The following is a 13,230-nucleotide window of genomic DNA, read 5'->3' on the forward strand; positions in this document are numbered from 1 at the left end:
ATGGTCGAGACGACCCAACTTCGTATTCTTCTATCCGAGGCGGGCTATCGCTTTGTCGACCCGCCAATCGTTTCGGAAGCCAATGTCTTCCTGGACGTCGCGGGCGAGGATCTGCGCCGTCGTCTTTATCTGACGACGAGCGCCGACGGCCGCGAGCAGTGCCTGCGGCCGGAATTCACCATTCCCGTCTGCCTGCAGCACATCGCCAGCGGCGATGCGCACCGTACGGCTGACTATGCCTATCTCGGCCCGGTCTTCCGCCAGCGCCCCGGTGGCGCGAATGGCGAGTTTTTGCAGGCGGGTGTTGAATCGCTCGGCCGCACGGATCGCATCACCGCCGACGCCGATGTGCTGGCGTTGGCGCTGGACGCTGTCCGGGTCTACGGCCTCGACGAACCGATCGTTCGGATCGGCGATTCCGCGCTGTTTTCCGCCATCATCGATCAGCTTGGCGTCGCGGCCATCTGGAAGCGTCGCTTGTCGCGCGCCTTCGGCGACCGCGCCCGGCTCGACGCGACGATCGCGCGGCTTTCTGGCGGCAAGTCGGCGGAGGCGCCAGCGCATGCCGGCTTCCTCGCCGCCCTCGACGGCACGGATCATGACGCGGCGCACCGCATCGTCGAGGATCTGCTGTCGATTGCCGGCATCCGCGCCGTAGGCGGCCGCTCGGCCGGCGAGATCGCGGATCGCTTCCTGGAACAATCGGCCTTGGCCGCCGGTGGCGGGCTCGACGAACGCGCGCAGTCTGTCCTCGGGCGCTTCCTGGCCATCGCCGGCAAGCCGAACGCCGTCATCCAGGACCTGAAGACGCTGGCGAGTGACGAAAAGCTCGGCATGGACGCTTCGATCGAAGGCTTCGAGAAGCGTGCCGAAGGCCTCGCACGCCGCGGGATTGATCTGGAGCGCCTCGATTTCGCCGCCGATTTCGGCCGTCGCCTCGACTATTACTCGGGCTTTGTCTTCGAGATCTACGACAAGGCGCTGCCGGCCGGCCAGCAGGTCGTCGGCGGTGGTCGCTATGACCGGCTGATGCCGCTTCTCGGCGCCAAGTCGACCGTGCCCGCGGTCGGTTTCGCGCTCTGGCTCGATCGCGTGAAGGAAGTAGCGGCATGACCGACGCCCCGCTCGTTCTCGCCGTCCCCTCCAAGGGCCGGCTGCAGGAAAATGCCAACGCCTTCTTTGCCCGCGCCGGTTTGCCCGTCGTCCAGCAGGGCAGCGCGCGCTCCTATCGCGGCCGCATTGGTGGCCTGCCGGATGTCGAGGTCGCGTTCCTCTCGGCTTCCGAAATCACGCGCGAACTGGCTGCCGGCTCCGTCCATCTCGGCATCACCGGTCGCGATCTGGTCGAGGAAGAGGTTTCGGACTTCGCCCAGCGGCTCGATCTCGTCCTGCCGCTCGGCTTCGGCCATGCCGACGTCGTTGTCGCCGTGCCGGAAGCCTGGATCGATGTCCGCTGCATGGCGGATCTCGACGACGTCGCAGCCGATTTCCGCGCCCGCCATGGCCGCTGGCTGACGGTCGCCACCAAATACGTCAACCTGACGCGGCGCTTTTTCACTCAGAACGGCATTGCCGACTACCGGATCGTCGAAAGCCTCGGCGCCACGGAAGGTGCGCCGGCATCGGGTGCCGCCGATTTGATCGTCGACATCACCTCGACTGGCTCGACACTGACCGCCAACGCTCTGAAGATCGTCGGCGATGGCGTGATCCTGCAGTCCGAGGCACACCTCGTTGCAAGTCTCTCGGCGACCTGGAGCGGGGCGGCGCGCGGAGCATTGCGGGTCATCCTCGACCGGATCGAGGCCGAATCCGCCGGCCGTTCGCTGCGTGAAATCCGTGCCGATGTGGTTGATCCGGAAGGCGCGGCCAAGGTTGCCGCCGACCGTTTCGGCGCGACGACGCCGTTTGGCATGCCTTCGGGCCACCTGCTGCTGCATTGCCCGGCCTCAAAGGTCTACGCCTGCGCCGAATGGCTCCGTACCGGGGCCGGCGCGCGCACGGTCTCCGTCTCCCGCCTCGATACGGTGTTCGCGTCGACCAGCCCGTTGGCGGAACATCTGCTCGGCCGCATCGACGGTCGTGCCAGAGCCTGAGCCGCATTTTTCTCGCCGTCGCTGCCTCCCGAAATTGGGGGAGGCGCGACGGTGGGCATGCGTTTCCTGCATTGCTGCGTTGCAACATCGTGTTTTGCAATGCGGCGAAAATGACTTACCTTAGCGTCATCACCCACAACAGGGAGACACGCAGATGTTTAAGTCCTTGAAGAAGTTTCGTCGCAGCTGGTCCGAATACGTCAATTTCGACCCGGAAGCAGCTCAGCTGGCCCAGGCCGGCGACCTGATTGACCTCGAAATGATCCAGCGCGACCTCGACCGTCGCGGCCGTCGTTCCTACGGCGGTTACTAGAACCGTTCATCGCTGAACGATTCTAAGCCTTTGTTGGATCGCGTTTTTCTTGCGCGAACCGGCATGAAAACGACTCTAAGTCGCTGAGGCGTTGCCTGGCAGCTTGAGTTCATAGCGCAGGCGCGTCGCCTCGGCGCGGCAGTGACAACCTTCGACGTGGTCGTTGACCAGACCCATCGCCTGCATGAAGGCGTAGACCGTGGTTGGGCCGACAAAGCTCCAGCCTCGTCGCTTGAGGTCCTTCGACAGGCGCACCGAGGTCGGTGAGGTGCTGTTGGCCGTAAGGCTGGCCTTGTCGAACGCATCCGGCCGTTCGCTGGCCGGCGGCTCGAAACTCCAGACATAGGCGGCGATCGAGCCTTCGCTTTCGATCAGTTCCAGCGCGCGCTTGGCATTGTTGATCGTCGAGACGATCTTGCCGCGATGGCGCACGATGCCGGCATCGGCAAGTAGCCTGGCGATGTCCTCGTCGCCGAATTGCGCCACTTTCTCCGGTTCGAAATTGGCGAAAGCCTGCCGGAAAGTCTCCCTCTTGCGCAAGATCGTCAGCCAAGACAGACCGGACTGAAAGCCTTCGAGACAGAGCTTCTCGAACAGGCGGCGGTCGTCCGTGACGGGCCTTCCCCATTCCTTGTCGTGATAGGCCTGGTACTCGGCTGTGCCGTTTGACCACCAGCAGCGATGAACACCATCTTCGCCGGCCAGGATTCCATCGGGGAGCATGCGCGTTCTCTGGTTCGTGCTTTGTTCCCGACTTTTACGATGATCCGGGTGGCCTGGGCAAGGGCTGGCGAGGGTCGGAACAGCCTTGATCCTGTTACCCCTGCGTTAGCGGTTCGTTCACCATGGCGATTGACGTTGGCCGCGCCTTCACGTTTCCTTGGGGTGCCGGGTCCAACGTCGAGGGGAGGGCCGGTTCGAACCTTTGGCTTCGAGATTGGGTCCACTCTTTCCAGTGCGCCGCCAGCGCGCCATCCGTGTTGAGGCATCATGCGAAGCATCCTCCAATCGACCCTCACGACCAGCCTCGTCCTGCTGGGGCTTTCCGTCCTCGTATCGGAGGCGGAGGCGAATGAGCGCTACAGGCCGCGAGCGCCGGTGATGATTGCTCAGGATGGCGGGCAGGCCTGGTGGATGGAGCCTCCGGGCCAGCGATCGTTCCGCCGTCCGCGCAACTCGACCGAGACCGCCGGCCTGATGCCGCGCCAGTCGATCCAGAAGACCCGCCGGGTTTCGCGCGAGTTCGATCCGGCGTTCCTGCCGACCGTCGTCGACTATGACGGCCGCGAAAAACCTGGCACGATCGTGATCGATACGCAGGTGCGCTATCTCTATCTGGTCGAGGCGGGCGGTACGGCGCGGCGCTATGGCGTCGGCGTCGGCAAGCCGGGCTTCGAATGGGCGGGCGCCCATACCGTCACCCGCAAGGCGGAATGGCCTGGCTGGACACCGCCGGCGGAGATGCGCGCCCGCAGGCCGGGGCTTCCGGTCCACATGGAGGGCGGGATCGACAATCCGCTCGGCTCGCGCGCGCTCTATCTCGGCTCGTCGCTCTATCGCATTCACGGCTCGAACGAGCCCTGGACGATCGGCAAGGCGGTGTCGTCGGGCTGCATCCGCATGCGCAACCAGGACGTCGAAGACCTGTACGAGCGCGTCGGCGTCGGCACGCGGGTCATTGTTCGCTAAAGCGGCGGCGGGAATGTGGACACAAAAAAGGGGGCGTCAGCCCCCTTTCGATTCAAGCACGGTCTGCGAAACTCAGCCTAGAAGGGCCAGAGCTTGCTGACGTCGAACTTCTTCTTGGTCTTCTCGGGCTCGACCATCGGCGCGTTCGGGTCGGCGGCGCGATAGGCGACGGGCGGCTCGGTCAGGTATTTGCGCTTCGGGGTGCCATCGGCGTTGACGGAACCCGACTTGCCGGCGTGCAGGTCATTCCAGGCCTTTTTGCCTTCGGCCTTCCGGGCTTCGGAATACTCTGCCTCGCGGCGGCTGAAGGTCGTTTCGCCTGGAGCAAGGCGCAGGTTGGGTGCGCCTTCGCTGTTCGGAGCGACGGCGTCGTTCTCGCGCTTCTTGCGGCGGGCGACGTCCTGATCCTTGGGCCAGTTCATGTCTGCCGAGGCGACATTGGTTCCCGGCGGGGGCAGGGTCTTGGACGGCGGAACGACGATGCCACCGCGTGGCTTGTAGTCGATCGGCGGCCTGTCGTCGCTGCCGAGGCTGGCGATGCTCATCACGTCCGTCAGCGTCTGCGTCTCGGGCGATACGCCTGTGCCGTAGGTCGTGCCGGAGCAGCCTGCGAGGGCAGCAAGAACGAAGGCTCCCGCGGGGAGAACCAGATAACGCTGAACAGTCGAAGCGGGCATGTCGATCGATCACTCCTGGGCGCGCTCGAATCGGCACGCCTTAGCCTGTATCGTGGTTAAACGCAGAAAAGCAGGCAAAATTCCGGCACGGTCATGCGCGACCTTTTAAAGGATCGGTCCGGCGGGGGCAACCGGCTGCGGCGGCAGGATGGTGGCAAGCCGCTGGTCGAGCTCCGTTCCAGGACCCGCCGTGGCGAGGATGCGGCGCGCCGCCAGCGAATCTCGGTCCATCTGCTCGATCAGCGCCTCGATCGAGTCGAAGCGTGCCTCCGGGCGAAGATGGGCATGGAACGTCACGACGACGGTCTCGTCGTAGAGCTGTTCCTGGAAATCGAACACATGCACTTCCAGCAGGACCGCGCCATTGTCGAAGGTCGGCCGGCGACCGTAGCTCGCGACGGCGTCATGCACGCTGCCATCGGCGCGGGTGAGTTGCACGGCATAGATCCCGAGCGCCAGGCCGCAATCGGCCGGAAGTTTCACATTCGCCGTCGGATAACCGAGCTCGCGGCCGCGCTTGTCGCCATGCTGGACCGTGCCGGTGACGAACCAGCGATAGCCGAGTTCGGCATTCGCCGTCTCGATCGCCCCTTGCTCGAGGTTCTGGCGAACGCGGCTGGATGAAAATGCCACCCCCTGATCGTCGATAACGGCGCCAAGCACGGACATGGTGAAGCCCCGGCGAATGCCTTCATGCGCCAGGAAGGCGGGCGATCCCTGCCGGTCGTGGCCGAAATGGAAGTCATGGCCGACGATGGCGGCGGAAATGCCAAGCTGTTTCACCAGCACGTCGCCGACGAAATCGGTGGCGCTGGTCTTGGCGAGTTCCTGGTCGAAATTGGCGACGACGATGCCGTCCAGCCCGAAAGCCGCTGCCAGCCGCGCCTTGGCCTCGACAGGCGTCAGGCGGAACAGCGACGCTTCGGGGCGGAAAAAGCTGCGCGGATGCGGCTCGAAGGTTAGCAGCAGCGCGGGTGTGCGATGGGCATCCGCCTCGCTGCGCGCCGCTTCGAGCAGGGCCTGGTGGCCGCGATGCATGCCGTCGAAATTGCCGATCGCGATCGCGCCATGCCGATAGTGCGCCGGCAGGGCGTCGAGCGGGAAGATCCGGGCGGGCGGCAGGGGCGCTTTGGCGCTCGTCATGATGGCTCCAGTTGAGCCGGCCGGTGGGGTGACGGCGGCTGCGGCCGGAAACTGGCCTCTCGCTCGACCATGGTCAAGCCGTCCGTTTCGGTTCGAGAGGTTCGGGCGAACCTGTGAGGCGCACCCGACACAGGGCCTACCAGGCCAGATGCGGGATAAATGCCCGCGCGCCAAGTTCCTTCTCGGCCAGGAAGCGATGAACGGCGGCGGCTTCCGGCGTTTCGGGCGGGCCGAAGCCGGCCGCATGAATGCCGCCGGTGACGAAGAGAACGTCGAGATCCTGGCGGCAAGCGCCCAGAAGATCCGTCGGCGCGCCGTCGCCGACGGCGATCACGTCACCCTTGGCGATCGGGCTGCCCTGGATCGCGGCGACCTTCTTCAGCGCGGCTTCGTAGATCGGGGCGTTTGGCTTGCCGGCAACGAAGCTCGTACCGCCGAGCGCCGTATATCGCTCCGCGAGCGCGCCGGCGCACCATACGAACCGGTCGCCGCGCTCGACGATGATATCCGGATTGGCGCAGATCATCGGCAGGTCGCGTCGACGCCAGTTTGCGAAGTTGTCGACATAATCGTCCGGCGTTTCGACCGTGTCGTTAAAAAGCCCGGTGCAGGAGATCAGCTCGGCTTCATCCTCGCCGACCAGTTGCAGCTCCAACCCGTCATAGAGGGTCTTTTCGCGCTCGTTGCCGACATGGAATGTCTTGGCAGCGCCGCGTTCCGCTAGCAGGCCGCGCGTGACATCGCCCGAGGTGACGATGGCGTCGTAGCTGTCCGGGTTGACGCCCAGCGTCCCCATCTGCTCGACGATGAAATGGCTGGTGCGCGGCGCGTTGGTGATCAGCACGACGATGCCGCCCTGCGCGCGATAGCGCGCCAGCGCATCGGCGGCGCGCGGAAACGACTGCACGCCATTGTGGATGACTCCCCAGACATCGCAGAGAACGGCGCGATATTGGGGGGCGAGCTCCGACAGGCCGGAGACGGCGATGGGCGAGGTCGTATTGGTCATGAGCGGGGCGTATTGCTTCCTTTCGCAAGGGTCAAGCTCAGCAAATCGGAATGATGCGTCGCCGCATGCTTTTGCAGCTCCAAGCCGACCGAGCCAGCGATTTTCGCCAGCTGACATTCCGTGGCGGATGCCGTATCGGCAGGTGAAGCGGCTTTTTGAGTCTTTTGGCCTTGATCTCGCCAAGAAATCAGCGTGGGTTGGCCATGGTCCGAAGGGGCGAAATGCGGGGAATGTCCGTTTTCTCCATTCGGCTCGTCGATGGTCCATGCTACCCAAAAGGATGATCTTCGGGGCGCGCCTTGGACGTCGCTCCTGTTTTTTCGCCCCCTGGTTGTCGCGCCATGTGGATTGATGCTTGGGCGAGCAAAGTCTCGCAAGTTGACCGGCCCCAACCGAGAGGCCGGTATTCTCCCGTTGCGATCCGCGGGTGCCAGGTCAACTTGGGCAGGAGATAGGGAACGGACTTGAACTTCATGCAGCCCGACACAGGGTCCGCATTCGGTCTTGCTTCGATTACCTCTGCCGAGGTTCGCGCCGCACTGGAAAAAATCCTGACGAGCGACGAATTCGTCGCATCGCCCCAGCTCTGTGCCTTCCTGTCCTACATCGTCGAGGCCCATCTCGCGGGCAACGAACACCTGCTCAAGGGCCAGACCATCGGCACCGTCGTTCTGGGCCGACCGGAAGGCTATGATTCCCAGCGCGATCCGATCGTTCGGGTCGAGGCCAACCGTTTGCGCCGAACGCTGGCGGCCTATTACGAGAACAGCGGCGCCGAAGCTCCGGTGCGCGTGTTTGTCGAGCGCGGATCCTACGTGCCGCATTTTGGCCGCCTCGTGCTGGCGCCCTCGTCTCCGGTCCCTTCCGCGCTCGAACCTGCCGCTACGTCTGAGCCGGGGGCCGTCCAACCCGTTTCGCGCAGGCCCTGGCCGATGGTTGCCGTCATCGGCCTTGTCCTGACGGCTTTCGCCATTGGGCTGCTCCTGGCTTTCCGCCCCCCCGCGCCGGCGCCGGGTGACCTGCCTGTCGAGGTGGGCGGCGTCGCATCGGTCAAGGCCGGCATTCTGCCCGTGCCAAAGGCGACAAGCCCCTATCTGCCAAGCGTCGAGGTTTTTCCGTTCGACGTGGTCGGTTCGGGCCAGATGGCGGATCGAAGCGACGATCTTGAATCCAGCCTGACGGTGGCGCTTGCCCGCTTCCCCGAACTGCGCGTGCTCGCGCAGGAAGGCCAGCCGGCCGATTTTCGGATCGAGGGCGATATCGAGGTCGCGGATCTCAAGAGTTCCGTTGCCATCCGGTTGTTGTCGACGCGATCGGCCGAGGTCCTGTGGAGCGGCTCGCTCGACATGCCCGTTGCCGAACTGATGTCGCGTGGCGGCACCGACCGGGTCGTGGCTTTGGCGACGACGGCGATCGCCCCGCAGTTCGGCGCAATTGCGCAGTATGTCTCGCATCGCGACGACAGGGCGGCCGATATGCAGGGCTATGATTGCCTCATCGACGCTCAGCTGCAATTGCACCGCATCGACGATGGAAGCTGGGAGCGTATCGATGCCTGTCTTCGCGAGATGATCGAGCAGCATCCGACCTTCGCCACGGCATGGGCCTCGCGCGCGCTGCTCCGAATGGAAGGATATCGTCTGGAGCCGGATACCCCCACGGCACGGGCGTCGCTGAAAGCGGCGGATGAACTGGCGCGCCGCGCGCTGGAGCTCGAACCGACCAATGTGCGCGCCATGACCGCGGTCGCCGCCGTCGCCTTCGGCAAGGACGATCTGGAAGCGGCGCGCAATATCGGCCTCCGGGCCATTACCGCCAATCCCTATGATCCGCTTGCACGGTTGCAATATGTGCTCGCGCTGGTCGCCTCCGACTATCCGGACCAGGCGTTGCAGCAATCGGAGGCGGCGCGCCGGCTCGACCCGGCGCATATCTCCTTCTACGATTCGCTCGAGTTTCTTGCCCGTGTCGGCAAGCCGACCGGGGCCGTTCCGGTGTCCGGCGCCGTGATGGCCGATGCTTCGCTGCTTCCTTATGGAGCGATTGCCCGGGTGCTGGCCTATGATGCGACCGGCGAGACGGCCGCCCGGGAGGTTGCCGTGAAGGCGCTCTACGCCCTGATGCCGCTGTTCTCCAGCGACTTGCCGGCTGCGCTGCGTCGGCAGTTTCCGCCATCGCCCTATACGGACCGCCTAGAGGAAGCGCTGCGCAAAGCGGGCGTTGGCATCTAAATGGGCGAAAGGACCGATCCGGACGCCCCGCAGGACGAGTGCGAAGCCGCCGTCGAGCCGGAGGTCGTCCGCGAGGCGCTGTCGCGGATTCAGGAATCCGCGCCGTTCGTCGCCTCGCGCCAGCTGAGCGCCTTCCTTGCCTATGTCGTCGAGAAGTCGCTGGCGGGGGAGGCCGACCGGATCAAGGCCTATTCGATCGCGACCGAAGCGCTCGGGCGGCCCGAAACCTTCGACCCGGCCTCCGACCCGATCGTGCGCGTCGAGGCGGGCCGGCTGCGCAAGGCGCTCGATGCCTATTATCAGGCGGATGGGGCCCACGCGCCGATCCGGATCACCATGCCGCGCGGCAGCTATGTTCCTCGCTTTCAGCTGACGGAGGTTCTCCCGGAGGCCGGGGAGGATGTTGGCGCGGCCGGGGACGATGCCGGCGACGAGGGGCCACCGGTGAGCGAGTTGCCGAGTGGAGTCGCGGCGCTGTGGTGGATCCGGATCGGTGGCGCCCTTGCCGTCGTGGCGATCATCATGGGCCTGAGCGCCATCGGCTCGCATTATTCGGGGCAGCGCGCAGCTTTGCCGGCCACGCCGGAGCGCCCGGTCGCGGCGGCGACGAAGCCGGTCGCTCCGCGCATTTTCGTGGCTCCGTTCGCTGTGGCCGACGAGGCAGCCGTCGGCGTCACCGGGCGGCAGTTCTCAACCATGCTGGCGACGGCGATCTCCCGCTTCGACGAGGTCACGGTGGTGACGCGCATGGATGGCGAGGCCGAGTATCTCGTCAGTGGCACGCTCTCGGCCGGCTCGACCGGGATCTCCGCCTCGACCTTGCTGACGGATCGGGCCTCCGGTCGGGTGATCTGGTCGCAACAGACGACCTTGCCGCGCAATCCGATCCGCCCGTCCGTGACCATCAGCGAGTTGAAGGGCGAGATCGCGACGGCCATTGCGCAGCCCTACGGCGTCGTGCTCTCCGACCGCCTTTCCAGGACCGATCTGCCGGATGACGGGTTTCCCTGCATGCTCCGGACCTTCAACTACTGGAGGAGCTTTACGCCGGAGGTGCATGCCGAGCAGAAGACCTGCCTGGTGGCGCTGACGCAGCGCTATCCGGCCTATGCGCTGGCCTATGCGCAATTGACCAATATCTATGTGACGGAAGCGTTATTCGGCTTCAATCCGGAACCAGGAAGCTCCGCCCTGGATCGCGCGGTCAAGGCATCGGCGCTCGGCGTCCAGCTTGCGCCGACCAGCGCGCGGGCGATGCAGTCGTTGCAATACACCTACTACGCCACCGGCGAGATCGAGCGCGCCATCCAGGCGGGCAACGCCGCGATAACGCTCAATCCGCTCGATACCGACATCCGCGCCTCGCAGGGCCTCGTGCTGATCGCCGCCGGGCGCTATCAGCTCGGCCAGCAGTTGATCGAGGAAGCGGCAAGCCACAACACGGCCTATCCGCCCTGGTACGATCTCTATCTGGGACTGGCCGCGTTTCAGGCGGGAAAGGCCGACCAGATCCGCACGCTGATGAGCCGCGTCAACCTTCCAGCCCACCCGCTCGCGGCGTATCTGGAGATGGTGGCCTCGGCGCCCGGCGACCGGGAGGCGGCGCTCGCCGGCATCCGCACCCGTTTTCCGGCCATGGCCGCGGATCCGGCAAGCGTGCTGATCCGCCTGGTTCCCAATCGCGACGTGGTCGACAAACTGGTCGCCGCCGGCAGGCAGGCCGGCCTGGGCAGCTGAAATTACGCTGTCGTTTCACGCGATTGGCGGGTGTTTCGGAACGTTTTGTTTACCCTGTTCTGAGATGGTTACCCTTGTTGCGAAAAATGTTTCGCGGCGGAAGAGGGGTCTTCCAGGCATGGGTTTCGTTGGCGGCTCGCAAGAGCTCGTTCAGGTTCTGATCGTGGATGCCGATCCGGTGCAGCGGCGGACCGTTTCCGCGCATCTGGTGGCGCAGGCGGGGCTCCGTTTCGCGCCGATCGCGTTTGCGACCAAGGCCGAGGCGATCGAATGCCTGGCCGGCCACCCGCATTCGATCATCGTCGCGGATCTCGAGACCGTCGGCGGCGTTGGCGAACTCGGCAGCTTCTCCGGCCATGACTCGACCGTGATCGCGATGAGCGCGCGCGGCTCGGTGCATGCGGCCGTGGCGGCGATGCGCGCCGGTGCGATCGATTTCCTGCCCAAGCCGTTTGGCGCCGCCGCGCTGCTCGACCGTCTCGACGCCGCGATCGCGCAATGGCCGACGGCCAAGCCGCAGACAGCCCAGCCTCCGACAGCCAAGCCGTTGGAAAGTGCGCCGCTCGAACCGAAATTAATCGAACAGCCGCAGCCCATGGCGACCACGCCGTCCATGCCGCGCGAAGACTTCGAAGGCTTCATCGGCCGTTCGGCCGCGATGGCCGTCGTCTACGACCAGATCAGCCGCATCGCCCCGTCCAGGGCGCCGGTCTTCGTCACCGGCGAGAGCGGCACTGGCAAGGAACTCTGCGCCGAGGCAATCCATACGCGTTCCGGCCGGGTCGGACGTCCCTTCGTGGCGATCAATTGCAGCGCGATCCCGAAGGATCTGATGGAGAGCGAGATCTTCGGCCATGTCCGGGGCGCCTTCACCGGCGCGACCGAGACGCGGCTGGGCGCTGCCGAGCTTGCCGATGGCGGCACGCTGTTCCTCGACGAGATCGGCGAGATGGATCTTGGCCTGCAGGCGAAACTGCTGCGCTTCATCCAGAGCGGCACGGTCCAGCGTGTCGGCGACGTCACGACGCGTCGGGTCGACGTGCGCATCGTCTGCGCCACCCATCGCGACCCGTTTGTCGAGATCGCCGCCGGTCGATTCCGCGAGGATCTGTTCTATCGGCTGCACGTGCTGCCGATCCAGTTGCCGGCGCTGCGCGAGCGTCCGGAAGATATCCTGCCGCTCGCCTCGGCTTTTCTCTCCCGCTACACCGCCGAAGAAGCACGCGGATTTCGCGGTTTCGACGCCGAAGCAGCGTCGATGCTGATGCGCCATTCCTGGCCCGGCAATGTCCGCGAATTGCAGAACGCGATCCGCCGCATGGTCGTGTTGCACCAGGGCGATGAAGTCACCGTCGCCATGCTGCCGCCGACGATCCGGCGCGGCGCAATGGCCGTTTCCAACGACTTTGCCGCCGTGGAAGCGCGTGCGGCAACGAACATTGTCGCGCCGTTCTGGGAGCAGGAGCGCTCGATCATCGAGTGCGCCGTCGTGGCCCATGGCGGCAATATCGCGCGCGCCGCGGCAGCGCTCGAGATCAGTCCCTCGACCATTTATCGCAAGCGCCAGGCCTGGCTGGAGCGCCGCACGGCATAAGCCCTTGGCCACCCGAATTAATCCTGTTTTGCCGGGGGCCTTGCGCGCAACGTCGCGGAACGGCATGTTCGCCCGAAATGAGGGTGTGCGGGCGCTTGGCTGCGTCCGAGACGAGGGGAAAGTCATGAAGGACTGGGCGTCCCGGGTTTCCGGGATTGCAGTGGCGGCCGCGCTGTTTTGCGCGGCTTCTGGCGCAGCGATCGCAGGCGACGTCGCCGACAAGGCTGGCGAAGCGGAAACGCTGCTTCAGGCGGGCAAGGCAGCCGAGGCCCAGTCGGCGCTCGATGGTGCCGTTGAAGCCTTCTGGAAGGCAGCTCCGCTGACGCTGAAGAATGCGCGCTTCGTCGTCGAGGCCAAGGGCTTTGGCGATTATGTTCCGCATGAAGGGACCAGCTTCGCTCCGTCGAGCCCGGTGCAGGTCTATGTCGAGCCGCAGGGCTTTGGCTGGACCGAAGTTGCGGATGGCTACAAGATCGCCTTCTCGGCAGAAATCGAGATCCGCAATGCCGGCGGCCAGATCCTGACGAAATCGTCGGCGCCTGCGCTGTTCGAAAAGATCGGCCGCAACAAGAATCGCGAATTCCAGATCACCGTTGGTGCTCCGCTGCCGGCGCTGAAGCCGGGCGATTATGTGCTGGTTCTCACCGTCACCGATGTCGCGACGGGACGTTCGGCGCCTGTCGAGCTGCCGTTTTCGATTGCCGGCTGAACGCAGGGCGTCTTCCTGTGATCGGTTTCATA

12 protein-coding genes are annotated in these 13,230 nt (G+C 65.2%); 8 read left to right on the forward strand and 4 right to left on the reverse strand.

Translation table 11 applies throughout. From position 1 onward, the window contains the following. From OSH12_RS14545 to OSH12_RS14555, 3 genes are all read left to right on the forward strand, one after another. Window positions 1-1,113 (forward strand): ATP phosphoribosyltransferase regulatory subunit, encoded by a 1,113-nt coding sequence (locus tag OSH12_RS14545; protein ID WP_266344283.1) that lies wholly within the window; start codon window positions 1-3, stop codon window positions 1,111-1,113. Continuing rightward, window positions 1,110-2,096, forward strand: a complete 987-nt coding sequence (gene hisG / locus OSH12_RS14550) for an ATP phosphoribosyltransferase (RefSeq protein WP_266344284.1) — start codon at window positions 1,110-1,112, stop codon at window positions 2,094-2,096. The genes OSH12_RS14545 and hisG overlap by 4 nt, the downstream gene beginning before the upstream one ends. A 154-nt stretch (window positions 2,097-2,250) precedes the next feature. Next, window positions 2,251-2,409, forward strand: a complete 159-nt coding sequence (locus OSH12_RS14555) for a hypothetical protein (RefSeq protein WP_266333564.1) — start codon at window positions 2,251-2,253, stop codon at window positions 2,407-2,409. Between the two features lie 75 nt (window positions 2,410-2,484). Here OSH12_RS14555 and OSH12_RS14560 read toward each other — a convergent pair whose 3' ends face one another. Next, window positions 2,485-3,132 (reverse strand): DNA-3-methyladenine glycosylase I, encoded by a 648-nt coding sequence (locus OSH12_RS14560; RefSeq protein WP_266344285.1) that lies wholly within the window; start codon window positions 3,130-3,132, stop codon window positions 2,485-2,487. A 276-nt stretch (window positions 3,133-3,408) separates the two neighbouring features. Between OSH12_RS14560 and OSH12_RS14565 the strand changes: the two genes are divergently transcribed. Continuing rightward, on the forward strand, window positions 3,409-4,098 hold the full coding sequence (locus tag OSH12_RS14565) for a L,D-transpeptidase (RefSeq protein WP_380224350.1): 690 nt from the start codon (window positions 3,409-3,411) through the stop codon (window positions 4,096-4,098). 77 nt (window positions 4,099-4,175) lie between these two features. On the opposite strand, the gene OSH12_RS14570 is transcribed toward OSH12_RS14565, so the two are convergent. The 3 genes from OSH12_RS14570 to OSH12_RS14580 form a co-directional block, all read right to left on the reverse strand. Then, window positions 4,176-4,775, reverse strand: a complete 600-nt coding sequence (locus tag OSH12_RS14570) for a hypothetical protein (RefSeq protein WP_266344287.1) — start codon at window positions 4,773-4,775, stop codon at window positions 4,176-4,178. A 105-nt stretch (window positions 4,776-4,880) separates the two neighbouring features. Next, window positions 4,881-5,918 (reverse strand): bifunctional riboflavin kinase/FAD synthetase, encoded by a 1,038-nt coding sequence (locus tag OSH12_RS14575; RefSeq protein WP_266344288.1) that lies wholly within the window; start codon window positions 5,916-5,918, stop codon window positions 4,881-4,883. Window positions 5,919-6,054: 136 nt separating this feature from the next. Beyond that, a complete protein-coding gene (locus OSH12_RS14580) occupies window positions 6,055-6,927 on the reverse strand; it encodes a TIGR01459 family HAD-type hydrolase (RefSeq protein ID WP_266344289.1) in 873 nt (290 codons plus the stop codon). Window positions 6,928-7,391: 464 nt separating this feature from the next. Between OSH12_RS14580 and OSH12_RS14585 the strand changes: the two genes are divergently transcribed. The 4 genes from OSH12_RS14585 (at window position 7,392) to OSH12_RS14600 (ending at window position 13,198) form a co-directional block, all read left to right on the forward strand. Beyond that, on the forward strand, window positions 7,392-9,158 hold the full coding sequence (locus OSH12_RS14585; RefSeq protein WP_266344290.1) for a hypothetical protein: 1,767 nt from the start codon (window positions 7,392-7,394) through the stop codon (window positions 9,156-9,158). Beyond that, window positions 9,159-10,895 (forward strand): hypothetical protein, encoded by a 1,737-nt coding sequence (locus OSH12_RS14590; protein WP_266344291.1) that lies wholly within the window; start codon window positions 9,159-9,161, stop codon window positions 10,893-10,895. Between the two features lie 118 nt (window positions 10,896-11,013). Further along, window positions 11,014-12,489, forward strand: a complete 1,476-nt coding sequence (locus OSH12_RS14595; protein ID WP_266344292.1) for a sigma-54-dependent transcriptional regulator — start codon at window positions 11,014-11,016, stop codon at window positions 12,487-12,489. 124 nt (window positions 12,490-12,613) lie between these two features. Beyond that, window positions 12,614-13,198: a hypothetical protein gene (locus OSH12_RS14600; protein WP_266344293.1), complete on the forward strand. Its 585-nt coding sequence runs from the start codon at window positions 12,614-12,616 to the stop codon at window positions 13,196-13,198. Window positions 13,199-13,230: the final 32 nt, after the last annotated feature.

Source organism: Kaistia terrae (assembly GCF_026344005.1).
Classification (GTDB): domain Bacteria; phylum Pseudomonadota; class Alphaproteobacteria; order Rhizobiales; family Kaistiaceae; genus Kaistia; species Kaistia terrae.

Bases quoted from the DNA above. Each gene is read 5' to 3' on its own strand.
- OSH12_RS14545 (WP_266344283.1), top strand. From the start codon at position 1: ATGGTCGAGACGACCCAACTTCGTATTCTTCTATCCGAGGCGGGCTAT.
- hisG (WP_266344284.1), top strand. From the start codon at position 1,110: ATGACCGACGCCCCGCTCGTTCTCGCCGTCCCCTCCAAGGGCCGGCTG.
- OSH12_RS14555 (WP_266333564.1), top strand. From the start codon at position 2,251: ATGTTTAAGTCCTTGAAGAAGTTTCGTCGCAGCTGGTCCGAATACGTC.
- OSH12_RS14560 (WP_266344285.1), bottom strand. From the start codon at position 3,132: ATGCTCCCCGATGGAATCCTGGCCGGCGAAGATGGTGTTCATCGCTGC.
- OSH12_RS14570 (WP_266344287.1), bottom strand. From the start codon at position 4,775: ATGCCCGCTTCGACTGTTCAGCGTTATCTGGTTCTCCCCGCGGGAGCC.
- OSH12_RS14575 (WP_266344288.1), bottom strand. From the start codon at position 5,918: ATGACGAGCGCCAAAGCGCCCCTGCCGCCCGCCCGGATCTTCCCGCTC.
- OSH12_RS14580 (WP_266344289.1), bottom strand. From the start codon at position 6,927: ATGACCAATACGACCTCGCCCATCGCCGTCTCCGGCCTGTCGGAGCTC.
- OSH12_RS14590 (WP_266344291.1), top strand. From the start codon at position 9,159: ATGGGCGAAAGGACCGATCCGGACGCCCCGCAGGACGAGTGCGAAGCC.
- OSH12_RS14595 (WP_266344292.1), top strand. From the start codon at position 11,014: ATGGGTTTCGTTGGCGGCTCGCAAGAGCTCGTTCAGGTTCTGATCGTG.
- OSH12_RS14600 (WP_266344293.1), top strand. From the start codon at position 12,614: ATGAAGGACTGGGCGTCCCGGGTTTCCGGGATTGCAGTGGCGGCCGCG.